Origin of the sequence: Streptomyces sp. NPDC102451 (assembly GCF_044765485.1) — a bacterium.
Classification (GTDB): Bacteria; Actinomycetota; Actinomycetes; order Streptomycetales; family Streptomycetaceae; genus Streptomyces.
The window spans coordinates 1-22,643 of record NZ_JBIWKD010000023.1; the positions used below are offsets into that span (position 1 = coordinate 1).

At 71.2% G+C, this 22,643-nt stretch carries 23 protein-coding genes; 15 read left to right on the forward strand and 8 right to left on the reverse strand.

The features are described from left to right. Positions 1-115 precede the first annotated feature (115 nt). From ACIRD8_RS33390 to ACIRD8_RS33425, 8 genes are all read left to right on the forward strand, one after another. Positions 116-763: an HAD family hydrolase gene (locus ACIRD8_RS33390; protein WP_404000075.1), complete on the forward strand. Its 648-nt coding sequence runs from the start codon at positions 116-118 to the stop codon at positions 761-763. Between the two features lie 42 nt (positions 764-805). After that, entirely contained in the window at positions 806-2,011 is a 1,206-nt protein-coding gene (locus tag ACIRD8_RS33395) for an MFS transporter (RefSeq protein WP_404000078.1), read from the forward strand. Continuing rightward, positions 1,980-3,155: an acetoin utilization protein AcuC gene (locus tag ACIRD8_RS33400; RefSeq protein WP_404000081.1), complete on the forward strand. Its 1,176-nt coding sequence runs from the start codon at positions 1,980-1,982 to the stop codon at positions 3,153-3,155. The genes ACIRD8_RS33395 and ACIRD8_RS33400 overlap by 32 nt, the downstream gene beginning before the upstream one ends. Before the next feature lie 76 nt (positions 3,156-3,231). Beyond that, positions 3,232-4,047, forward strand: coding sequence for a phosphatase (locus tag ACIRD8_RS33405; RefSeq protein ID WP_404000084.1), 816 nt, complete (start codon positions 3,232-3,234; stop codon positions 4,045-4,047). 128 nt (positions 4,048-4,175) lie between these two features. Continuing rightward, entirely contained in the window at positions 4,176-4,388 is a 213-nt protein-coding gene (locus tag ACIRD8_RS33410) for a helix-turn-helix domain-containing protein (RefSeq protein ID WP_014046653.1), read from the forward strand. Between the two features lie 110 nt (positions 4,389-4,498). After that, a complete protein-coding gene (locus ACIRD8_RS33415; protein WP_003948845.1) occupies positions 4,499-4,597 on the forward strand; it encodes a 30S ribosomal protein bS22 in 99 nt (32 codons plus the stop codon). Positions 4,598-4,810: 213 nt separating this feature from the next. Continuing rightward, complete coding sequence (locus tag ACIRD8_RS33420) at positions 4,811-5,884, forward strand: NAD-dependent epimerase/dehydratase family protein (RefSeq protein ID WP_404000087.1); 1,074 nt, start codon at positions 4,811-4,813, stop codon at positions 5,882-5,884. Positions 5,885-5,900: 16 nt separating this feature from the next. Further along, positions 5,901-6,950, forward strand: a complete 1,050-nt coding sequence (locus ACIRD8_RS33425; RefSeq protein ID WP_404000090.1) for a lysophospholipid acyltransferase family protein — start codon at positions 5,901-5,903, stop codon at positions 6,948-6,950. A gap of 107 nt (positions 6,951-7,057) precedes the next feature. On the opposite strand, the gene ACIRD8_RS33430 is transcribed toward ACIRD8_RS33425, so the two are convergent. The 3 genes from ACIRD8_RS33430 to ACIRD8_RS33440 all read right to left on the reverse strand — a co-directional run bounded on the left by ACIRD8_RS33430 (position 7,058) and on the right by ACIRD8_RS33440 (position 10,583). Next, a complete protein-coding gene (locus tag ACIRD8_RS33430) occupies positions 7,058-8,257 on the reverse strand; it encodes a DUF5667 domain-containing protein (RefSeq protein ID WP_404000093.1) in 1,200 nt (399 codons plus the stop codon). Between the two features lie 209 nt (positions 8,258-8,466). Then, complete coding sequence (locus ACIRD8_RS33435) at positions 8,467-9,255, reverse strand: ECF subfamily RNA polymerase sigma factor, BldN family (RefSeq protein ID WP_404000096.1); 789 nt, start codon at positions 9,253-9,255, stop codon at positions 8,467-8,469. A 386-nt stretch (positions 9,256-9,641) separates the two neighbouring features. After that, positions 9,642-10,583, reverse strand: coding sequence for an HAD family hydrolase (locus ACIRD8_RS33440; protein WP_404000099.1), 942 nt, complete (start codon positions 10,581-10,583; stop codon positions 9,642-9,644). Between the two features lie 178 nt (positions 10,584-10,761). Between ACIRD8_RS33440 and ACIRD8_RS33445 the strand changes: the two genes are divergently transcribed. The 6 genes from ACIRD8_RS33445 (at position 10,762) to hemB (ending at position 17,366) form a co-directional block, all read left to right on the forward strand. Next, positions 10,762-11,037, forward strand: coding sequence for a glutaredoxin family protein (locus ACIRD8_RS33445; RefSeq protein ID WP_404000102.1), 276 nt, complete (start codon positions 10,762-10,764; stop codon positions 11,035-11,037). A gap of 285 nt (positions 11,038-11,322) precedes the next feature. After that, on the forward strand, positions 11,323-12,108 hold the full coding sequence (locus ACIRD8_RS33450; RefSeq protein ID WP_404000105.1) for a redox-sensing transcriptional repressor Rex: 786 nt from the start codon (positions 11,323-11,325) through the stop codon (positions 12,106-12,108). After that, positions 12,105-13,595, forward strand: coding sequence for a glutamyl-tRNA reductase (locus ACIRD8_RS33455; RefSeq protein ID WP_404000108.1), 1,491 nt, complete (start codon positions 12,105-12,107; stop codon positions 13,593-13,595). Before ACIRD8_RS33450 ends, ACIRD8_RS33455 begins: the two co-directional genes overlap by 4 nt. After that, positions 13,592-14,578: a hydroxymethylbilane synthase gene (gene hemC, locus ACIRD8_RS33460; protein WP_099177653.1), complete on the forward strand. Its 987-nt coding sequence runs from the start codon at positions 13,592-13,594 to the stop codon at positions 14,576-14,578. Before ACIRD8_RS33455 ends, hemC begins: the two co-directional genes overlap by 4 nt. Continuing rightward, positions 14,575-16,242 carry a uroporphyrinogen-III synthase gene (locus tag ACIRD8_RS33465; RefSeq protein WP_404000110.1) on the forward strand — a complete coding sequence of 556 codons (1,668 nt, stop codon included), beginning with the start codon at positions 14,575-14,577 and terminating at the stop codon, positions 16,240-16,242. Before hemC ends, ACIRD8_RS33465 begins: the two co-directional genes overlap by 4 nt. Positions 16,243-16,370: 128 nt before the next feature. Further along, positions 16,371-17,366: a porphobilinogen synthase gene (gene hemB / locus ACIRD8_RS33470; protein ID WP_404000113.1), complete on the forward strand. Its 996-nt coding sequence runs from the start codon at positions 16,371-16,373 to the stop codon at positions 17,364-17,366. Between the two features lie 9 nt (positions 17,367-17,375). On the opposite strand, the gene ACIRD8_RS33475 is transcribed toward hemB, so the two are convergent. From ACIRD8_RS33475 to ACIRD8_RS33495, 5 genes are all read right to left on the reverse strand, one after another. Then, a complete protein-coding gene (locus ACIRD8_RS33475) occupies positions 17,376-18,035 on the reverse strand; it encodes a response regulator (RefSeq protein ID WP_404000116.1) in 660 nt (219 codons plus the stop codon). After that, complete coding sequence (locus ACIRD8_RS33480) at positions 18,032-19,180, reverse strand: sensor histidine kinase (protein WP_404000119.1); 1,149 nt, start codon at positions 19,178-19,180, stop codon at positions 18,032-18,034. Before ACIRD8_RS33480 ends, ACIRD8_RS33475 begins: the two co-directional genes overlap by 4 nt. Further along, entirely contained in the window at positions 19,177-20,013 is an 837-nt protein-coding gene (locus tag ACIRD8_RS33485; protein ID WP_404000123.1) for a lysostaphin resistance A-like protein, read from the reverse strand. Before ACIRD8_RS33485 ends, ACIRD8_RS33480 begins: the two co-directional genes overlap by 4 nt. 181 nt (positions 20,014-20,194) lie before the next feature. Next, positions 20,195-20,950 (reverse strand): DUF4253 domain-containing protein, encoded by a 756-nt coding sequence (locus tag ACIRD8_RS33490; RefSeq protein WP_404000126.1) that lies wholly within the window; start codon positions 20,948-20,950, stop codon positions 20,195-20,197. Positions 20,951-20,989: 39 nt separating this feature from the next. After that, entirely contained in the window at positions 20,990-21,400 is a 411-nt protein-coding gene (locus ACIRD8_RS33495) for an SRPBCC family protein (protein WP_404000129.1), read from the reverse strand. Positions 21,401-21,480: 80 nt separating this feature from the next. Between ACIRD8_RS33495 and ACIRD8_RS33500 the strand changes: the two genes are divergently transcribed. Then, the gene (locus tag ACIRD8_RS33500; RefSeq protein ID WP_404000132.1) at positions 21,481-22,617 is read left to right on the forward strand and encodes a winged helix DNA-binding domain-containing protein; all 1,137 of its coding nucleotides are present in this window, start codon (positions 21,481-21,483) and stop codon (positions 22,615-22,617) included. The last annotated feature ends 26 nt before the right edge of the window (positions 22,618-22,643 follow it).

The following is a 22,643-nucleotide window of genomic DNA, read 5'->3' on the forward strand; positions in this document are numbered from 1 at the left end:
TACTGCAGGGGGGACCCTGTGGGAGAGTAGGACGCCGCCGAACAATTATTCCGGGAAAGCCCCGTGCCCTTGTGGCACGGGGCTTTTCTGCGTTCTGAGCGTCTAGGGTCGAACCATGCGCTACGAACTGGTCATCTTCGACAACGACGGCGTGCTCGTCGACAGTGAGCCGATCTCCAACACCGTCCTGGCCGGCTACCTCACCGAGCTCGGTCACCCCACCTCGTACGAGGAGTCCCTCCGCGACTACATGGGGGCCGCCGTCCACCGGATCCACGACCTGGTGGACGAGCGGACCAGCCAGAAGCTCCCCGCGGACTTCGACGAGGAGCTGCACCGCCGCACCCTCGCCGCGTTCCAGGAGGAACAGCTGGCCGCGGTCGACGGGGTGGAGGAGCTGCTGGGCGAGCTCGTCGCCGACGGGGTGGCGTACTGCGTCGCCTCGTCCGGAAGCCACCCGAAGATCGCGGCCGGGCACCGGAAGACCGGGCTCGACCAGTGGTTCGAGGAGGAGTGGGTCTTCAGCTCGGAGGACGTGGGGAGAGGGAAGCCGGACCCGGACCTGTTCCTCCACGCCGCCGAACGGATGGGTATCGCCCCCGAGCGGTGTGTCGTGATCGAGGACAGCCCGCTCGGCGTCGAGGCGGCCCGTGCGGCCGGGATGGATGTGTACGGATTCACCTCGATGATGCCGGCGGACCGGCTCGCCGGGGTCACCGGGCACTTCTCCGACATGTCGCAGCTTCCCAAACTGCTCGCCTGATCGATCTACCCAGCGGTAGACCGGGGCTCTACGCTCGCGGCCATGACGGATGCGCGGTTGCGGTACGGCAGAGCCTCCCTGGCGCTCAGCTTCCTGGTGCAAGGGGTGACGTTCGCCCTGCTCGTGACGCGCATCCCCGCCATCCAGGACCGGTACGGGATATCCGACGGGCTGCTGCCCGCCTTCCTGGCCGCGGTGCCTGTCCTGGCGGGGGTCGCCAGCGTGGCCACGGAGAAGGTGGTCGCACGGGTGCGGCCCGGGGTCGTACTCAGGTGGGCGCAGCCCGTCGTGATGCTGGCGCTGCTCGGTGTGGGTGCGGGCAGCGAGGTCTGGCAGGCTGCGCTCGCGCTCGGGGTCTTCGGTCTGGCGGTCGGGGCCCTGGACGCGTCGATGAACATGATGGGCGTCAGCCTTCAGCGGGCGTACGGGCGCAGCATCATGCTCGGGTTCCACGCCGCGTACAGCCTGGGTGGCATCGCCGGGGCGTCGATGGCCTGGGCCGGGGCGCACTGGGACCTGTCGCTGCTGGTGTCCTACCTGCCGGCGGTGGTCGTCCTGCTGCCCGCGGCGCTGATCGGGAGCCGGTGGTACGCGGAGGGGAAGGCGGCCGGTGGTGAGCCGGTGGGGGCGGAGCCCGCGCGAGGTGCGTCCGTGCCGTTCAGGCTGCTGCTGCCGCTCTGCCTGGTGATGGCGTTCGCGTACATCGGGGACTCGACGGTCTCCAACTGGAGCGCGAAGTACCTGCAGGACGTGCTGGGCAGTTCGGAGCAGCTGGCGACGGTTCCGTACAACGTCTACATGGTGACGACGCTGCTGGGGCGGGCCGTCGGTGACCTCGGGGTGCGGCGGTTCGGGGCGGTGGCCGTGGTGCGGGGCGGCAGTGTGCTGGCGGCCGTCGGGTTCGCGGTGGTGGCGGTGGCGCCCGGTGCCTGGTGGGGGATGCTCGGCTTCACGCTGCTGGGCCTTGGGCTCTGTGTGATCGTGCCGCAGACGTTCGCCGCCGCGGGGCGGATGTTCCCCGGGGCGAGCGATGTGGCCGTGGCCCGGCTGAACGTCTTCAACTACGTGGGCTTCCTCGTCGGCTCGCCGCTCGTGGGGGCGCTGGGGGACGCGTGGAGCTACCGGGGGGCGATGCTCGTACCCATGGTGCTGGTCCTCGCGACGCTCGTGTACGCCCGGTCGTTCGGTGCCGAGCCCGCCCGATACGGTGGCGGGCATGAGCGGGCGCGCGCGGCTGATGTGGGATGAGGCAGTAACGGGATACGACTTCGGGTCCAGTCACCCCATGGACCCGGTGAGACTCGCCCTGACGATGGGGCTGGTGCGGGCGTTCGGTCTTGACGGTTCGGTGGATGTCCGGTCGGCCAAGTCCGCCGGGGACTCCACGCTGCGGCTGGTGCACCGTGAGGACTACGTGGCGGCGGTGCGTGCCGCGTCCGCGGCTCCGGGGGCCGCCGACCAGGCGTACGGGCTGGGGACCGTCGACGATCCGGCCTTCGAGGGGATGCACGAGGCGTCCGCGCTCATCGCCGGGCTCTCGGTGGGGGCCGCTGAGGCGGTGTGGCGCGGGGAGACCTCGCACGCCGTGAATTTCACCGGGGGGCTGCACCATGCGATGCCCGGGGCGGCCTCGGGCTTCTGTGTGTACAACGATCCGGCGCTCGCCATCGCCCGGCTGCTGGAGCTGGGTGCGGAGCGGGTGGCGTACGTCGATGTGGACGTCCACCACGGGGACGGGGTGCAGGCGGCGTTCTGGGAGGACCCCCGGGTGCTGACCGTGTCGCTGCACGAGCACCCGCGCACGCTGTTCCCGCAGACCGGCTGGCCGGAGGAGACCGGTGCGGCCGGGGCGGGTGAGGGCGGTGCGGTGAACGTGGCGCTGCCGGCGGGGACGGGCGACGCCGGGTGGCTGCGGGCGTTCCACGCGGTGGTGCCCGAGCTGCTGGAGGAGTTCCGGCCGCAGGTGCTGGTGACCCAGCACGGTGCGGATACGCACTTCGAGGACCCGCTGGCCCATCTCGCGGTGTCGCTGGACGCCCAGCGGGCCGTGATGGAGGCCTGCCACGACCTCGCCCACAGCTACGCGGAGGGCGGGCGCTGGGTGGCGTTGGGCGGGGGCGGTTACGCGGTGGTGGACGTGGTGCCGCGGTCCTGGACCCATCTCGTGGGGATCGCCGCTCATGCGCCGGTGGACCCGGAGTCGGTCGTCCCGTCGTCGTGGCGGGACGAGGTCTACGCCCGTACGCGGCAGTTGGGGCCGGCTCGGATGACGGACGGCCGTACGCCTTCATGGAAGCCGTGGGAGGACGGCTACGACCCGGCGGACCGGCTGGACCAGGCGGTGCTGGCGACGCGGCGGTCGGCGTTCCCGCTGCGGGGGCTGCTGGCCTGAGGGAGGGTTACGCCAACGGTGGGGCGGTATCCGGGTTCCGGCCCGGGGGCGGGTCCGGTGCGGCAGCATCGGGAGGGTGTTGAGCACCGGAGCGCTGCGCGCTCATCTGCTGGCGGCCCGGCTCGCCGGGCCCGTGGCCACGCCGCGGGAGACCAGTCTGCGGAGTTACCGGCTTTTCGCCGCGAGAGATCCCCGTGTGCTGCTCGGGCTGGATCCGGACCGGGCCTGGGGGGAGCGTGACCTGCTGCGGCTGATGGCGGACAAGTGCGGCGTGTCGAACGATCCTGATCATGTGTCAGGTCCGGATGTGATCGATCCGGAGCGGACCCTGGCCGCGCTGGACGCGTTCGCGGAGCGGCTGGCCGGGGCCGCGGAGAGGCGGGCTCCGGTGCTGTTCGGTACGGGGCATCCGCACCGGCTGCTGGGGTTCTACGCCGGGCTGGCAGACGCGATGTCGGCGGCGGGGTGCGCGGTGCTCACCCCCGCGCAGGGCCGCTGTGTCGACATAACGACCCGGTTCGGCGTACGCACGTACAACCTCGACTACGTACGAGGTGTCGCGCTGGTGCGCGAACCGGGCGTGCGGGCCCCCGGGAGTGCCACCGGCGCACACACCCACTCGCCGCTGCCGGTTCGGGCCGTGCTGGAGGAGGCGGTGAACGCCCGTGGGGTGCTGCCCGAGCTGGTGGTCGGGGACCACGGGTGGGTCTGCGGGGCAGGTCAGCTGGGCATCGAGGCCATCGGGCTGGCGGATACGGATGACCCCGCGCTGTTCGTGGGTGAGGCGGAGGGGCGGGTGTCCGTCGCCGTTCCGCTTGATGACGGGGTGAGGGCGGACTACTACCGGCCTCTTACTCGGTATGTACTCAATCGGGCGTGTCTGTCACAGTAGGCCGCCGATCGTCTCACCTCTTCCCCACTCGCATCACCCGCCCCTAATCTGGGGAGTGAGCGCACAACGACGAAGAGTCACCGGAGGGGAAGCCGGTGCGCGTCTCGTGCGGAAGGTACAGGTGGGTCATGGCTGCTGGCAGCGAGAGGCCTCTCAACGAGGTCAAGTTTCTGACCGTGGCGGAAGTCGCCTCGGTCATGAGGGTGTCGAAGATGACCGTGTACCGCTTGGTGCACAGCGGTCATCTGCCGGCGATCAGGGTGGGAAGGTCCTTCCGGGTCCCGGAGCAAGCGGTTCACGAGTATCTCCGAGAGTCCTTCGTGGGGGTGGAGTCGGCCTGACGTCGCCCTCGGATTACGCCCCTCACGCGGTGGCGGGTAGGCTAGGCCGACGTAGGTCGTGTGGGCCCAGACGCCCCGCACCAGTGAAGAAGAAGTGAGCGAGGGTAGTCGTGGGCTCTGTTATCAAGAAGCGGCGCAAGCGGATGGCCAAGAAGAAGCACCGCAAGCTGCTCAAGCGCACGCGCGTTCAGCGTCGCAACAAGAAGTAAGCGAACGCAGTTCGTGAGTCCGAGGCCCTTCCGCCGTCATGGCGGGAGGGCCTCGGTGCGTTCCGGGACTTCGTGCGTGCGGCGGATCCGGTGGTATTCCCGCCATCCCTTCGGCAAAGCCCGCCCGGGGTCATCACAGGGCAACATCCACCGACTACGGTGACGGCCAGGGGAAGACCCCGCTCGGTGAAGGATCGACGGAAGGCGCTGATCTTGGGGAAGATCGTGCTCGTCACAGGCGCGGCCCGGCAGCTGGGAGGCCGTTTCGTGCGGCGTATCCAGCGGGACCCCGGCGTGGACCGGGTGATCGCGGTGGACGCGGTCACGCCCGGCCATCAGCTGGGGGACGCCGAATTCGTCCTGGCGGACATCCGGCAGTCCGCAATCGCCAGGGTCCTCGCCGAGCATTCCGTCGACACGGTCGTCCATCTGGACGTGTCCGCGAAGGTGCTCGGCGCGGGCGGCCGGACGACGGTCAAGGAGACCAACGTCATCGGCACGATGCAGCTGCTCGGTGCCTGTCAGAAGTCCCCGACCGTCCAGCGGCTCGTGGTCAAGTCCAGTACGAACGTGTACGGCTCCGCCCCCCGGGACCCCGCGGTCTTCACCGAGACGACGCCCCCCAAGTCCCTGCCCAGCGGCGGCTTCGCCAAGGACGCGGTGGAGGTCGAGGGCTACGTCCGCGGCTTCGCGCGGCGCCGGCCGGACGTGGCCGTGTGCGTGCTGAGGTTCGCGAACATCCTGGGCCCGGAGCCGGACTCGCCGCTCGCCGACTATCTGGCGCTGCCGGTCCTGCCGACGGTCCTCGGGTACGACCCCCGGCTGCAGTTCGTCCACGAGGACGACGTCGTCGACGTACTGGAGATCGCCGCCCGTGAACCCCGGCGCGGCACGCTGAACAGCGGCACGTTCAACATCGCGGGCGACGGTGTGCTGCTGCTCTCGCAGTGTTCGCGCCGACTGGGGCGGCCGACCGTGCCGGTGCTGCTGCCGGCCGTCACCTGGGTGGGGTCGGCGCTCCGTACGATCGGCATGACGGACTTCTCGCCCGAGCAGATCCGGCTGCTCACCCACGGCCGGGTGGTCTCGACCGTGCAGATGCGCGAGACGCTGGGATTCCGGCCGAAGTTCACCACGGCCGAGACGTTCGCTGAGTTCGCGCGGAGCCGGGGACCGGGACTGCTGCCTCCCGAGCGGGTGGGCAGGGCGGTCGGGAGGCTGGCGGAGCTGCCGATCGGCGGCGGGGGACAGGCCGGCACGACACATTCGACGCACGGCGCCAGGTAGAGGAGCGCGACCGACGATGGCGGACGCCAAGGTCATTCCGTTCGACGACGACCGTTCGCGCTCCGGCGCGGGGCGGCGCAGAGGTGCGCTGCCGGGCGGCGGCCGGGAGCGGACGCCCGTGCAGGGCGGTCCCGCGCCCGTGAGCGCCCTGCCGGGCGGCCAGGTGCCGGAAGGGGCCACCGAGGCCGCCGGTGGGCCCTCCCAGGGCGGCGGGGAGGGTCCGGTGAGCGGCTGGGACCGGCGGATCGCGGGCGGGCTCGCGTTTCTGCGGCGCCGGCTCACGGGTGATTACGAGGTCGACGAGTTCGGCTACGACAAGGAGCTGACCGACCAGGTCCTCATGTCGATGCTGAGGCCGCTCGCGGACAAGTACTTCCGCGTCGAGGTGAAGGGCATCGAGAACATCCCGTCGGACGGCGGGGCGCTCATCGTGGCCAACCACTCCGGGACGCTGCCGCTGGACGGGCTGATGCTCCAGGTCGCCGTGCACGACAACCACCCGGCGGAGCGTCACCTGCGGCTGCTCGCGGCCGATCTCGTCTTCATGCTCCCGGTGGTCAACGAGCTCGCGCGGAAGGCCGGGCACACCCTCGCGTGCGCCGAGGACGCGGAGCGGCTGCTGCAGGGCGGCGAGGTCGTCGGGGTGATGCCGGAGGGCTTCAAGGGCATCGGGAAGCCGTTCGGCGAGCGGTACAAGCTGCAGCGCTTCGGGCGCGGCGGTTTCGTGTCGACGGCGCTGCGGGCCGGGGTGCCGATCGTGCCGTGCTCGATCGTGGGCGCGGAGGAGATCTACCCCATGATCGGCAACTCGAAGACACTGGCGCGGGTCCTCGGGGTCCCGTACTTCCCGATCACGCCGACCTTCCCGTGGCTGGGACCGCTGGGTGCGGTGCCGCTGCCGACGAAGTGGACGATCCAGTTCGGGGAGCCGATCCCCACGGACGGGTATCCGCCGGAGGCGGCCGAGGACCCGATGCTGATGTTCAACCTGACGGACCAGGTGCGGGAGCAGATCCAGCACACGCTGTACAAGCTGCTGGTGCAGCGCCGGTCGGTCTTCTTCTGACTCCTCTCCTGATCGACTCTCCTGACCGACGATCACGAAGAGCACCGGGAGCACGGGGAGAGGGGGCCGTCCGAACCGGACGGCCCCCTCTCCCCGTGCGGTTGCCCCTAGGGTTCGACGTCCTCGCCGTGGATGCCGAGGCCGGGCAGCAGGCCCGGGAGCAGCGGCGGCAGGGTGACGTCCGGCGCGGGGGACGCGCCGGATGTACCGCCCGGGGACGACGGGGTGGTGCCGTCCGTCGGGAGGTCGTCCAGCAGGCCGTCCGTGGAGCCGCCGAGGAGGCCGTCGGGGGGACTGCTGTCGGAGCCGGAGGGCTTCGGTGTGGTGCTGCTGGTGGACGCGCTGTCGTCCGGCGCCCCGGAGGAGGAAGGTGCCTCGTGGTCCGGGGCCGCGGAGCCCCGGTCCTCCTGTGCGGAACCGGCCGGGTGTGCGTCCCCCTCGGTGCCCGGTGTGCGGGGCAGCAGGGACTTCAGCGGTGCGACTTCCTGGTCCATGGCCTCGAAGACGGAGCTGACCTTGTCGCTGATGTCGGTCAGCTGGACGGGCAGCCGGTCGCGGAGACTGCTCCAGCTCGCGCGGTGCGAGGAGGAGAAGGAGTCCAGCGTCTGGATGGGGCCGATGGCACCGTCGCGCTGGTAGGCGCTGCGGAGCAGGCGGTGGCCCTCGGTGGCGTCGTGCGTCATGCCGTCGAGTGCGCGCCTGACCTCGCTGATCGATTCGTGGTCCATCTCGCCCGAGCGGCCCCGCTCCATCAGCCGGCGGGCTTCGCTGAGGCGGGTCGACGCCTGGTCGAGGTAGACCTCGCCGCGGTCGGCGTCGCCGTTGGCCATGCCCAGGCTGATGTCCTCCATGCCGCGCTTGAGCGGGTAGAGGGAATCACCCGGCAGGGCGTCGGAACTGGCAGCGGCCACTCCGCCGAATGCTCCCGCGGCCACACCCACCGTGAGCCCGCCGGCGGTGAGGCCCTTCGCCCAGCGGGAGCGGGGACGCAGCCTCCGGATCGGGGAGGCCCGGTGGGCTCCCTTGCTCCGCTGTTCGGGCACGGTAGGGCCCGTTGACGCACCGCCTTCGGCGAACATGGTCTCCATGGCCGCGACGAGCTGGGCTCGCTGCACCACTTTGACCTCGGGATCGAATTGCGGCTCCGGTAGCTCACCGAGGCCGTTCGCCAGGGCCAACAGCGTTCCGTGGTCGGCCGGTTGGGCCGGGTCCTCGGGCTGTACGGCCGCCGCACCCTGGGGGGACTGTTCCTCCAGGGCCTGGGCGAAGGCGTTCGCCCGCCGGTGTGCCGAAACGTTTGCGATCACTGGCGGCACCTCCTCTCGTCATGACGGTCGACTCCCCTGAGGGTCCGAAAGGTTGCCCACCGGAGACGTTTCCACACGATCGAGCGAGTGGAAACGGTCAGGCGTGGCGACAGGGGGCCTTCATCCGGCACAACGAGTGGCGCGGCAGTTGGGTTACGGACGGGAGATGATCCGATCGGTGTGTCACGAACACGTCACGGATGGTGACGTCAGCGGGCGTCGTCCGGCAGGAGTCGCGCGAGCGTGCGCACGGCCCGGTACTGCAAGGTTTTGATCGCGCCCTCGTTCTTTCCCATGACCCGGGCGGTCTCGGCGACCGAGAGTCCCTGCAGGAATCTCAGGGTCACGCACTCCTGCTGCTGCGGGTTGAGCCGGCGTACGGCTTGCAGCAGTGCGGCGTTGGAGAGGGATTCAAGGACGGAGTCCTCCGGGCTCCGCGCGACCTCGTTGGCGTCGAGCATTTCGCCGGTGGTCACTTCCAGCCGGAAACGACTGGATTTGAAGTGGTCGGCGACCAGGTTCCGGGCGATCGTGACCAGCCAGGCGCCGAAGTCACGGCCCTGCCAGGTGAAGGTGGAGATACGGCGCAGTGCGCGCAGGAACGTCTCACTGGTGAGGTCCTCCGCTGTCGCCTTGCCTCCCACGCGGTAGTAGATGTACCGGTACACGGTGTCGCTGTACTGGTCGTACAGGCGGCCGAAGGCCTCGGCCTCACCGGCCTGCGCGCGCTCGACGAGATCCATCATGCGCGCGCTGTCGCTGTCGGCCGTCGGCCGTCGTACGGGAGCCGCGGAGGGCTCGGCGGTCGCGGCGCCGCGGGTGCTGCGTCTTCCGACGGCCGCGCTGCGTTCGGCCAGCGCATAGCAAGGGCCGGCAGGTACAGGGGTGGCGAATTGGGGGACGGCGTACGCGGTGGGGACGAAGCCGCGCAAGTGGTCGAGGACCGTTGCGCGCAGCGTAGCCAGGCCCGAGGTGTCAACCCCGACGTGTGGGTACACGGGACTCCCAGAGGCAGAGCTTCCATCACGTGCAGTTGGATAACCATCACTCGTGGTAGTGGGTGACGGGCTCCTTGTGCGTCTGAGGAGAATAACGCTTCGTACAGGCCGTGCTACACCCAGTTGCTCAAATCACCGATTACGTCGCTTCCGTAACCTCTAAGTGACGGTTCAAGTGGCACATCGTGACCGGTTATTGATCGAATAGCTTCAGGAAGTGCCTACGGCGGCGACGGGTTGTGGTCGGCCGGGCGCAACGCGACTGGCCGGAGCGATGGGTATCCGTGCCCGCTTTCCGCTCCCGAATGGGCGTACGTCCCCGGGCGTGCCGCTTCGTCCCCGTACGGGGGATGCCGCGCGGGGCGTCGTGAGGGGTGCCGTACGGGTCAGCGGCGGCGACGGTGGAGTGCCACCGCGGCGGCCGTGCCTCCGGCCAGGGCGCCGACGCCCGCTGCCGCCGGGATGCCGACCTTGGCCGCCTTGCGGCCGGTGCGGTAGTCGCGCAGCCGCCAGTCCAGCGAGCGGGCGTGCTTGCGGAGCTTGGAGTCCGGGTTGATCGCGTACGGGTGGCCGACCAGGGACAGCATGGGGATGTCGTTGTGCGAGTCGCTGTACGCGGCGCAGCGCTCCAGGTCCAGGCCCTCGGCCGCGGCCAGCGCGCGTACCGCTTCGGCCTTCGCCGGGCCGTGCAGGGGTTCGCCGACCAGCCGGCCGGTGTAGACGCCGTCGACCGACTCGGCGACGGTGCCCAGGGCGCCGGTGAGGCCCAGGCGGCGGGCGATGATCGTGGCGGTCTCCACCGGGGCGGCGGTGACCAGCCAGACCTTCTGGCCCGCGTCGAGGTGGGCCTGGGCGAGGGCGCGGGTGCCGGGCCAGATCCGGTCGGCCATGTACTCGTCGTAGATCTCCTCGCCGATGGACATCAGCTCGGAGACGCGGTGGCCCTTGACGATGGACAGGGCGCTGTCGCGGGCGTCCTGCATGTGTTCCGGGTCCTCGACGCCGGCCAGCCTGAACCAGGCCTGCTGCCAGGCGAACCGGGTGAGTTCGCGCCGCTGGAAGAACTTCCGCTTGTACAGGCCGCGGCCGAAGTGGAAGATCGCGGCGCCCTGCATCACGGTGTTGTCGAGGTCGAAGAAGGCCGCGGCCCGGGTGTCGCCGGCCACCGGGAAGACGGGCTCCAGGGCCTCTTCGGGGGTGGCCGGCAGCTCTTCGGCGCCGGCCGGGAGCGCGGACTTCTGCGCGGCCTCGGCTGCGGCCTCGCCTGCGAGCACGCTGCGTGCCGTGGCGGGGCGCCTGCGGGGGGTGAGCCATCCAAGAGCGGCCATGTCGTGAGCATAGCCATTCCGTTCGGCTGTTCCCGACCCGGCGGGATGCGGCGGCGTGAACTCTCCGGGACGGCCGCGTTAAACGGGTGATTCCGCGCACCCGGCGGGCCCGGAGGAGCCCTCCGGGGGGTCCGCCGGAGGGCCGCCGGGGGTCCGCCGGGGGGAGCAGAATGAAGGTATGAGTGCTCTGCTGCGCCGTACGAAGAAGAAGTCCGAGGACCGGGTGGTGACCCTCGTGGGGAAGCCCGGATGCCATCTCTGCGACGACGCGCGGCTGGTGGTGAGCGCGGTCTGCGAGGAGACCGGCGCGTCCTGGGTGGAGAAGGACATCACGCGGGACGAGGCGCTGTACAAGGAGTACTGGGAGCAGATCCCGGTGGTCCTGATCGATGACGAACAGCACACCTTCTGGCGGGTCGACCCGGCGCGGCTGCGCACGGCACTGCGTACGTGAGGGGGCTTCTTCGGTGAAACCCGGTTAACATCATGGGCGTTTTGAGTGGTCTCGGGGGCGTGGACTTGAGGAGTGTGTACCGTCTTGCCCCCTTCGGGCCTGCAACGGGCCGGTGGTGTCCCCGGTTCCGGGATCGCGCAGGGAATATGCGTGACCCCGGTCACTTTGACCAGACAAAACGGACACTATCTTTGTGCACGCGTTCACAAAGACATAGCCTGCTGTCGACGGGGCGGTCATAGGACATACGGCCGCCTGCAGCCCCGCTCATCCCGCAGGAGCACCGTGGCAACTGGCCGAACTCACCGACCGGCGACCCGTAGCCGAGGAATTCCCGAGGCCACCGTCGCGCGGCTTCCGCTGTATCTCCGCGCACTGACAGCGCTCTCCGAGCGCTCGGTTCCCACGGTTTCCTCCGAGGAACTCGCCGCGGCGGCGGGAGTCAATTCCGCCAAGCTGCGCAAGGACTTCAGCTATCTGGGCTCCTACGGCACGCGCGGTGTCGGGTACGACGTCGAGTATCTCGTCTACCAGATCTCGCGCGAACTCGGGCTCACCCAGGACTGGCCGGTCGCGATCGTCGGTATCGGTAACCTCGGCGCCGCGCTCGCCAACTACGGCGGTTTCGCCTCCCGTGGTTTCCGGGTCGCCGCGCTGATCGACGCCGACCCCGCGATGGCGGGCACGCCCGTGGCCGGGATCGCCGTGCAGCACACCGATGACCTGGACCGGATCATCAGCGACAACGGTGTGTCCATCGGTGTCATCACCACCCCGCCGGGCGCGGCCCAGCAGGTCTGCGACCGGCTCGTCGCCGCGGGTGTGACCTCCATCCTGAACTTCGCGCCGACGGTGCTCTCCGTGCCCGACGGCGTCGACGTGCGCAAGGTCGATCTCTCGATCGAGCTGCAGATCCTCGCCTTCCACGAGCAGCGCAAGGCCGGCGAGGAGGCCGCTGCTGACGGCAGGGCGGCCGTGGACACCGACGAGGAGGAGGCGCCGCCGATGCGCGCCACCCCCACCGGCCGGAAGGGACCTGACGGGGACATGCCCGCCGTGATGCCGGCATGAGTCTCCTGGTCGTAGGACTGAGCCACCGCAGCGCCCCCGTCTCCGTACTGGAGCGGGCGTCCCTGGCGGTCGAGGCCCAGACGAAGCTGCTTCAGGACACCCTCGCCGCGGAGCCCGCGACCGAGGCCGCGGTCCTGGCCACCTGCAACCGCATCGAGCTGTACGCGGACGTGGACAAGTTCCACGCGGGTGTCGCCGAGCTGTCGACCCTCCTCGCGCAGCACAGCGGGGTCGGGCTGGACGAGCTCACTCCCTATCTTTATGTGCACTACGAGGACCGTGCCGTCCACCACCTCTTCTCGGTGGCGTGCGGGCTGGACTCGATGGTCGTCGGCGAGGGCCAGATCCTCGGCCAGATCAAGGACGCGCTGGCGCTGGGGCAGGAGCTCCACACCGCCGGCCGTCTGCTGAACGACCTCTTCCAGCAGGCCCTGCGGGTCGGCAAGCGCGCCCACAGCGAGACCGGGATCGACCGGGCCGGGCAGTCGCTCGTCACCTTCGGCCTGGAGCAGCTGGCCGACGGCGCCGAGGTCACCGCGTGGGCGGCCGGCAAGCGGGCCCTGGTGATCGGCGCGGGCTCGATGTCCTCGCTCGCCGCGGCCACCCTGGCCCGGGCCGGCGTCGACGAGATCGTCGTCGCCAACCGGACCCGGGCGCGTGCCGACCGGCTCGTCGAGATCCTCGGCCAGGCCGGTGTCCCGACGGCGCGCGCCGTGGCCATGGCCGGTGTCACGGACGAACTGACACGTGCCGATGTCGTCGTGTCCTGTACGGGCGCGACCGGGCTGGTCCTGACCGCGGAGGCCGTCGCCGGTGCGCTCGGGGTCGATTTCGACACCGCGGAGCAGCTGCCCGAGGCCCCCGCCGCCCTGTCCGACGAGCTGGACCAGCACGCGGCGTGGGTGGAGAACGGTTCCGCCACCGCTGCCGCGCAGGACCGGGCCGTGCGCCGGGTGCCCGTGCGTCCGGCCGTCACCGGGCCCGCCCGGCTGCACCTGCTGGACCTCGCGATGCCGCGTGACATCGACGGAGCGGCCCACCGCGTCGCCGGTGTGCGCCTCGTCGACATCGAGTCGCTCGCCGAGGCGTCCGCGGACGCCCCGATGGCCGCCGATGTGGACCAGGTGCGCACCATCGTCGCCGACGAGGTCGCCGCCTTCGGGGCCGCCCAGCGCGCCGCCCACATCACCCCGACCGTCGTCGCCCTGCGCACCATGGCCGCCGATGTGGTGGCCGGCGAGATCGCGCGGCTCGACGGACGCCTCCCCGACCTGGACGAGAAGCAGCGCGCCGAGATCACGCAGACCGTGCGCCGCGTCGTCGACAAGCTCCTGCACGCGCCCACCGTGCGGGTCAAGCAGCTCGCCAGCGAGCCCGGCGGCGCCGGGTACGCCGATGCGCTGCGGGAACTCTTCGACCTCGACCCGCAGACGGTGGCCGCCGTCTCCCGGGCAGACCTGAACGACCCGAATAGAGGGCGGTCATGACCGACAACTCACCCCTGGGCGGGGAGACCACGACACCGCTCCGGCTAGGCACCCGGCGCAGCAAGCTCGCCATGGCGCAGTCCGGCATGGTCGCTGATGCGGTCCGCGAGGTGACCGGGCGCGCCGTCGAGCTCGTCGAGATCACCACGTACGGGGACGTCTCCAGGGAGCACCTGGCGCAGATCGGCGGGACCGGTGTGTTCGTCGCCGCTCTCCGCGAGGCGCTCCTGAGCGGCGAGGTGGACTTCGCCGTCCACTCGCTGAAGGACCTGCCGACCACGCAGCCCGAGGGTCTCGTCCTGGCCGCGGTGCCGACGCGCGAGGACCCGCGCGACGCACTGGTGGCGCGGGACGGGCTGACCTTCGAGCAGCTGCCGCCCGGTGCCCGCATCGGCACCGGCTCGCCGCGCCGCATGGCGCAGCTCAACGCGTACGCCCGCTCGCACGGCCTCGAGATAGAGACCGTCGCGATCCGCGGCAATGTCGATACGCGCATCGGTTTTGTACGGAGCGGGGAGCTGGACGCGGTGGTACTCGCCGCCGCCGGGCTCAGCCGCCTCGGACGCACGGACGAGGTCACCGGCTTCCTGCCGGTCGACACCGTCCTGCCCGCTCCCGGCCAGGGAGCACTGGCGGTCGAATGCGCTGAAAGCAGCGCGGACCTCGCCGCAGCACTCGCCGAGCTCGACGACCCGTACACCCGGGTCGCCGTGACCGCCGAGCGCGCCCTGCTCAACGCCCTGGAGGCCGGCTGTTCCGCACCTGTGGGTGCGCTGGCCGACCTCCTGGCCGACGGGCAGGTTGTCAACGAACTGCGCCTGCGCGGTGTCGTCGGTTCGACCGACGGCACTTCCCTGGTGCAGCTGTCCATCACCGGTCCCGTCCCCACGTCGCACGACGACGCGGCGGCCCTCGGTCGCGAGCTCGCGGCCGAGATGCTTGCCAAGGGTGCGGCCGGTCTTATGGGGGAGCGAGCACTTTGAGCCCCACCGGCCCTGTCGTATCCGACTTCCCTGTCCTGGCTTCAGGGCATGTCACCTTCCTCGGCGCCGGTCCCGGCGACCCGGGACTGCTGACTCTGCGCGCTGTCGAGGCGCTCGCGAGCGCGGACGTCCTTGTAGCCGAACCGGACGTTCTCGACGTCGTTCGCTGCCATGCGCGGGCAGGGGTGAGCACGCCTGAGCTGACGGTTGTTGACACGGCGTCAACACCCGCCGGAGTACCCGTTCTCAGGGATGCCGCCAATCTTGTCATGGAGGCAGCGAAGGGCGGCAGGCGGGTGGTGCGCGCCGTCACGGGCGACCCCGGCCTGGACGGCAACACGGGTGCCGAGATGCTCGCCTGCGCTGCCGCGGGTGTGCCTTTCGAGGTCGTGCCCGGCATCGCGAACGCGGTCGGTGTGCCCGCGTACGCCGGTGTGCCGCTGCGTGACGCGCAGGGCGCCGATGTGCGCTTCGTCGACGCGCGTACGGCGTCGGACCGCTGCTGGTCCGAGGTCGGTGCGAGCGATGCGACGGCCGTCGTGTCCGCGTCGCTCGACTCGGTGGCCGCGGCCGCCGGTGAGCTGGTCTCGGCGGGCCGCAAGCCCGACACCCCGCTCACGGTGACGATCGCCGGGACGACGACGCGCCAGCGGACCTGGACGGCGACCCTCGGGACGATCGCCCAGGTCCTGAAGCAGGCGAAGGTCCTCCCGTCGCCGGACGGGCACCTGCCCGTCATAGCCGTGGTCGGGGAGCGGAGCTCCGCCGCCCAGCGCGACCAGCTCGCGTGGTTCGAGTCCAAGCCGCTGTTCGGCTGGAAGGTGCTCGTGCCGCGTACGAAGGAGCAGGCGGCGTCGCTCTCCGACCAGCTGCGTTCGTACGGTGCGGTGCCGCACGAGGTCCCCACGATCGCCGTCGAGCCGCCGCGTACGCCCCAGCAGATGGAGCGCGCGGTCAAGGGCCTGGTCACGGGCCGCTACGAGTGGATCGCGTTCACCTCGGTCAACGCGGTGAAGGCGGTGCGGGAGAAGTTCGAGGAGTACGGGCTCGACGCCCGCGCCTTCGCCGGGATCAAGGTCGCGGCGGTCGGTGAGCAGACCGGTGCGGCTCTGGTGGACTTCGGTGTGAAGCCTGACCTGATGCCGTCCGGCGAGCAGTCGGCGGCGGGTCTACTGGAGGACTGGCCGCCGTACGACCCGGTCTTCGACCCGATCGACCGGGTGTTCCTGCCGCGTGCCGACATCGCCACGGAGACCCTGGTGGCCGGGCTGATCGAGCTGGGCTGGGAGGTCGACGACGTCACCGCGTACCGCACGGTCCGCGCCTCGCCGCCGCCGGCCGACACCCGGGAGGCGATCAAGGGCGGCGGTTTCGACGCGGTGCTCTTCACCTCGTCCTCGACCGTCCGCAACCTGGTCGGTATCGCGGGCAAGCCGCACAACGTGACGGTGATCGCGTGCATCGGTCCCGCCACGGCGAAGACCGCCGAGGAGCACGGCCTGCGGGTCGACGTGCTGTCCCCGGAGCCGTCGGTCCACAAGCTGGCCCAGGCGCTGGCGGACTTCGGCGCGCAGCGCCGGGACGCGGCCAAGGAGGCCGGTGACCCGGTGACCCGGCCGAGCGAACGGCGCCCTGGTGCGCGGCGTCGCCGGTCGACGACCTGAGGGTCGTGACGGATGTACGGGCCCGGTCGCTCCCTCGCGGGGCGGCCGGGCCCGAGCCGTTTCACGGGCTGCTTTTTCCGGCTCGGGTGTCGGTAAACCGGTGATGTGTGCGGGTCTAGTCTCGAAGGATGACCGATTACGGAAACTTCCCCGGTTCGCGCCCCCGCCGACTGCGGACGACCCCCGTCATGCGGCGCATGGTCGCCGAGACCCGGCTCGACCCGGCGAACCTGATCCTGCCCGCGTTCGTGCGCGAGGGCATCGACGCCCCGGTCGCCATCTCGGCCATGCCGGGCGTGCAGCAGCACACCCTGGACACGCTGCGGAAGGCCGCCGTCGACGCGGTCGCGGCCGGGGTCTCCGGGATCATGCTCTTCGGTGTGCCGCTGGACGAGAAGAAGGACGCGCGGGGCACGGCGGGGACGGACCCGGACGGCATCCTCCAGGTCGCGCTGCGCGCGGTCCGGGAAGAGGTGGGCGACGACCTGATCGTCATGTCCGACCTGTGCCTGGACGAGTTCACCGACCACGGCCACTGCGGCGTGCTGACCGGGGACGGCCGCGTCGACAACGACGCCACCCTGGAGCGGTACGCGGAGATGGCCCAGGTCCAGGCCGACGCGGGCGCCCATGTGGTGGGGCCCAGCGGGATGATGGACGGCCAGGTCGGGGTGATCCGCGACGCGCTGGACCAGACCGGTCACGAGGACGTGTCGATCCTCGCCTACACCGTGAAGTACTCCTCCGCCTTCTACGGCCCGTTCCGTGAGGCGGTGGGCTCCTCGCTGAAGGGCGACCGCAAGACGTATCAGCAGGACCCGGCGAACATCCGGGAGTCGCTGCGCGAGCTGGCGCTGGACCTGGAGGAGGGCGCCGACATGGTCATGGTCAAGCCGGCCGGCCCCTACCTGGACATCCTCGCCAAGGTCGCGGACGCGGTGGACGTGCCGGTCGCGGCGTACCAGATCAGCGGTGAGTACGCGATGATCGAGGCGGCCGCGGAGAAGGGCTGGATCGACCGGGACGCGGCGATCCTGGAGAGCCTGACGGGCATCCGGCGCGCGGGGGCGCGGATGATCCTGACGTACTGGGCGACGGAGGTCGCGCAGAAGCTGGGGCGCTGACCTGGGCTCTCAGGACACCAGGCCCTGGCGGTAGGCGTAGACGACCGCCTGGACGCGGTCGCGGAGGCCGAGCTTGGTGAGGATCCGGGAGACGAAGGTCTTCACCGTCTCCCGGCTGATCACGAGGGACGCGGCGATCTCGTTGTTGGAGAGGCCGTCCGCGATGAGGCGCAGGACTTCCAGTTCGCGGGGGGTCAGCGGGATGTCCGGTCCGTTGTCGTCGGTGGGGCGGATCCGGGCGGCGTACTTGCCGACGAGCTGGCGTGTCACGTCGGGGTCCAGCAGGGCCGCTCCGGCCGCCACCGTCCGGATCCCCTGCAGCAGCCGGTCCGGCGGTGCGTCCTTGAGGAGGAATCCGCTGGCGCCGGCGCGCAGCGCCTCGTAGACGTACTCGTCCAGGTTGAACGTCGTCACCACGAGCACCTTGACGGGGTGTTCGACTCCGGCGCCGGCCAGCAGGCGGGTGGCCGCTATGCCGTCGAGCACCGGCATGCGGATGTCCATCACCACGACGTCCGGGCGCAGCTTCCGGGCGAGGTCGACCGCGGACCGTCCGTCCCCGCACTCGCCCGCCACCTCCAGGTCGGGCTGGGCGTCGACGATCGTCGAGAGTCCGGTGCGGATCAGCACCTGGTCGTCGCAGATCACGACGCGGATCGGCTGGGTCACGAAGGACTCCCGGCAGGTATACGGACGCGGACGGCGAAGCCGCCGTCCGGTTGCCGGCCCGCGCTGAAGTCGCCGCCCAGCACGTCGACGCGCTCGCGGAGACCGGCGAGGCCCCGTCCGCTTCCGCCGGTGAGGGGGGCCTTGGAGCCGGCGCCGTCCGTGCTCACCTCCACGGTGATCTCCCTGTCGCAGTGGCGCACGTGGACTGAAGTGGCGCTGCCATGAGCGTACTTGAGGGCGTTCGTCAGGGATTCCTGTACCACCCGGTAGGCGACGAGGTCGGCGCTGCCGGTCGATTCGGCGGGGGTGCCCTCCTCCGTGAACTCCACCGGCTGCCCGGCCCTGCGTGTCTGTTCGACGAGCGTGAGGAGCCTGCCGACGGGCGCCGGTGTGGCCTCGGTGCCGTGGTCGGGGTTGAGCAGGTTGAGGAGGTGCCGCAGGTCGGTGATGGCCCGCCGGCCGGTGTCCGTGACGGCGGTGAGGCTCTGGTCGAGGCGGTCGGGCGCGGCGGTCAGATAGCGTGCCGCCTCGGCCTGGACGACCATTGCCGTCACATGGTGGGTCACGACGTCGTGGAGTTCGCGGGCGATGCGGGCCCGCTCGGCGGTGCGGGTGTCCTCGGCCACGCGGCGGCGGCGCTCGGCCTCCGCGGCCCGGGTGGAGCGGAGCCACATGCCGACGCCCCAGGCGAGGGCCACCGCCAGGTAGAACATCACGTACTCGCTGGGCGGTTCGCCCGGGCCGATCGCGTCGAGCGCGAGGGCCAGGGGGACGTACGCGGAGGTGAGGACGATCGCGGTGGTGCGCCGGTGGTGTTCCAGCTGGGCGGCCACGCTGATCAGCCCGATGGGCAGTGCGATGCCCGCGAGCGTGTGGTAGCCGCGGAGCTGGTCGAGCGCGAAGCCGGCCGAGACCAGGGCGAAGCAGAGGACCGGCCACCGGCGGCGTCCGGCGAGCGGGAGGCTCTGGAGGGCGATCGCCACGACGGCCAGGGCGTCGAAGGGGCGGTTGGGCAGGCCGCCGACGTCCGTCCCGTTGCTGTGGTAGACCAGCGAGGCGCCGAACAGTCCCAGGGCGAGCGGTACGTACCAGACCGTGGCGCCCGAGCGGCGCCACAGGTCCTGGATCCGCCGAAGTCCGGTCACCGGGGAAGTGTAGTGGGGGCCGCGGCCCGGTCGGCGCGGCTGCGGCGGGGTACGAGGTTGCCGCGCCGGTGGGCCAGCCACAGGAAGCCGAGGGTGATCAGTACGCCGAACAGCACGGTGTAGACGCTCCCTTCGGGGCCGAAGGCGCCGCCGGTGACCCAGGTCGGGCCCGATGTGGCGGTGTCCAGGAGCCCCTGCGGGGTGTCGTTGCCGGAGACCTCGGTGCTGAAGATGCCGCCCGCCGCGAAGTTCCAGCCGAAGTGCAGGCCGATGGGGACCCAGAGGTTGCGGGTCGCGGCGTAGGCGGCGGCGAGCATGCCGCCGGCCTCGATCGCGATGGCGAGGGCGCCCCACAGGGTGGCGTCGGGGTTCAGCAGGTGGGAGGCGCCGAACACCACTGAGGTCAGGACCAGCGCGATCCAGGTGCCGGTGCGTTCCTCGATGATGCGGAACAGGACGCCTCGGTACAGGACTTCCTCGGTCGCGGCGGCGGCCGCCATGAAGCCGAGCAGTCCTACGGCCCCGGCGGGTGAGCCCAGCCCGTCGATCTCGAAGTGGGCGTTGAAGAAGATGTTGGTCACGACGGCGCCGAACATCGCGAAGCCGATGAGCAGTCCCCGGCCGAACGCGGGCGCCGCACCCTCGCGGGCCACCTCGGTGGACGGGCGGTGCTCGGTCCGCCGCACCACCCATCCGTAGACGAGTACGGCGAGTACGGCGGTCAGCAGCCCCAGGACGAGCTGGAGCCAGGGGTTGTCCTCCACGGCCGCGACGGCCTGACCGCCGATCGCGGAGACCGCCGCGACGGCCAACAGCTGCCAGATGAACCTCATGAGTGCTCCTTCGCCGGTTCCGCGACCGGGGTGCCGCGGCGCCTCGAACGCTACGGATCCGGCGTTGGCGAATCGTCACCTCACGGTGGACACCTGCGTGTAGCTCGCGTGGGGGACGGACCCAAGGGGAGCGCGGTCCTCCGCGGCCCGTCCGAGGTCACCGGACCCGGGCAGGGCGGGCTCAGTCCCACCAGAACGTCCAGACCTCCTGTCCCAGCAGGCGCGATCCGGCGTACGCGCGCAGCCCTTGCGGCAGCCGGGCGCCGACGGTGTCCGGGCAGAAGGCGAAGTGCTCGGCGGCCAGGGCGTGCGCCTCCGCCTCGGTGGTGGGCGGCCGGCCCACGGACACCTTCATGGTGGCGAAGCCGAGTGCGACGACCCTGATGTCGAACCGGTCCTCCCAGGAGCGCAGCACCGCGCACAGCCGGGCCACGTCGCTCTCGTGGTTCAGCGGGCCCGCCCAGCCGATCGCCGCCGGTATGTCGGCGCTGCGCCGGGCGGGTACGAGCGCCGGTCGTGCCGTGTCCGCGAGTATGTCGGCCGTATCGGCGGCCAGTTCGTCCGGTGCGCCGGAGGTGCTCGCCGCGGGGGCGGGCGCCAGTCCGGGCCACCGGGCGGATTCCTCCGGGTCGTCCTCGGCGTACGCCTCCCAGGCCTCCCTGAGGACGTCCTCGGCGTCGTGGTCACCCGGGTAGGTCGTATCGGCCGGCAGGAGACCCCAGTCCTGGGGGCCCTCGTCGTGTCCGTCGCCTTCTATCAGGACCGGGAGCAGGCCGAGCGGGCGGCCGGTGGTCCGCAGCCGGGCCCACTCACCCGGCTGCGCGGGTTCGTCGGCGTACCAGAGCAGCGGCTCGTGCCACGGTCCGTCGCCCGTGGTGTCCACGAGTGTGCCTGCCGGGATCGTGAGCCGGGACAGCTGGTTCGGGAGGGTCGCCATGCGGAAACCCTAGGGCGCGCCACTGACAGGACCGGGGTGTCAGGTCCGTTCCGTGAGGCGCTTGAGCGTGGTGAGGTCGGCCGACACGGCGTCCGCGTCGCGCCGGAACTCCTCGGCGCTCATGCCCGGCCTGCGGCGCAGGGTGAACACGACCTCGCAGCCGGTGCCGTCGGCGATCACCCGTACCGGGTTGTGGACGGTCTCGCCCGTCGGCAGCGTGACGTGGTGGTCGAGCACGCCGAAGTCGTTTCTGGGCGCGAAGTCGACCACGACCCGCCCCATGGGGGAGTCGGCGGTCCACCGCCCGTCGCTGCCCTCCTCGACCGATGAGCTCAGCCCCGCCGCCCACTCGGGCAGGTGGGACGGGTCCGACGCGTAGGCGTAGACCTCGTCGGCGGAGCGGTCGATGTGGATGCCGATGTGTCGTGTTCCGGTCTCGGAAGTGGTCATGGGAACGACGCTACCCAGCGGCCGCGCCGACGGGCCGACGGGCCGCCGGGTCGCCGGGTCCGAGGGCATAATCCCGGGCCATGAGTCTCACTGCCCGCCGGCTCGTTCTGGCCACCCTGGACCGTCAGCTCCTGCTCGAACGCCGGCGCCTCGACGTGGCGGAGGCGGTGCGGCGGGTCTGCGCGCTCCAGGCGCAGTCACCGGCGTCGCCGTACCTGGCGCTGTGGAACCGGGTGCGGGACTTCGCGCCCGAGGACCTCGACGCGGCGTTCGCGGAGCGCCGGGTCGTGAAGGCGTCCCTCATGCGGATCACGCTGCACGCCGTCCACGCCGAGGACTATGCGCCGTACCACGCGGCCATGGTGGGCCGGTTGCGGTCGTCGCGGCTGTACGACCGCCGCTTCACCGCGACCGGGCTGACGGACACCGAAGCGGACGCGCTGCTCCCGGAGATCGCGGGGTTCCTGGAGCGGCCGCGTACGGGCGCCGAGGTCGAGAGCGAGTTCGCGGGGCGGTTCGGCGAGCACGCGCACCGCGTGTGGTGGGCGCTGCGCACGTACGCGCCCGTGCACCATGCGCCGGCCGGCGGCCCGTGGTCCTTCGCGCAGCGCAACAGCTATCTCGCCGCGCCCACGGCTGTTCCGCGGGAGGAAGCGGCTGCCGGGGTGCGGCGGCTGCTGCTCGCCCATCTGCGGGCGTTCGGGCCGGCGTCGGCCCAGGACTTCGCCCGGTTCACCATGCTGGACCGCCCGCCGATCACCCAGGCACTGAACGAGCTCGACGGCCGGGTGGTGCGGGTGGCGGGCCCCGGCCGCGCCGTCCTGTACGACCTGGCGGACGCCACCGTGCCCCCTGAGGACACCCCGGCTCCGCCGCGGCTTCTGCCGATGTGGGACAGCACGCTGCTGTCCCATGCCGGTGCCGGCCGGGTCGTGCCCGAGGAGTACCGGCCGCTGGTCGTCCGCCGCAACGGCGATGTGCTGCCCTGCCTGCTCGTGGACGGGCAGGTCGCCGGGGTGTGGCGCGTGGCCGGGGGCGGGCTCGAACTGACCGCCTTCCACGCGCTCGGCAAGGCGGCGTGGCAGGGGCTGACCGAGGAGGCGGAGAAGCTGTCCACGCTGCTCGCCGGTCGTGATCCGGCGGTCTACGGGCGCTATGGACACTGGTGGGACAAGGGGATACCCGGCGCGGAGCGCGTGATCGTCAAGAGCCCCTGAGCGGACGGTTCCTGAGCGGGGATAGC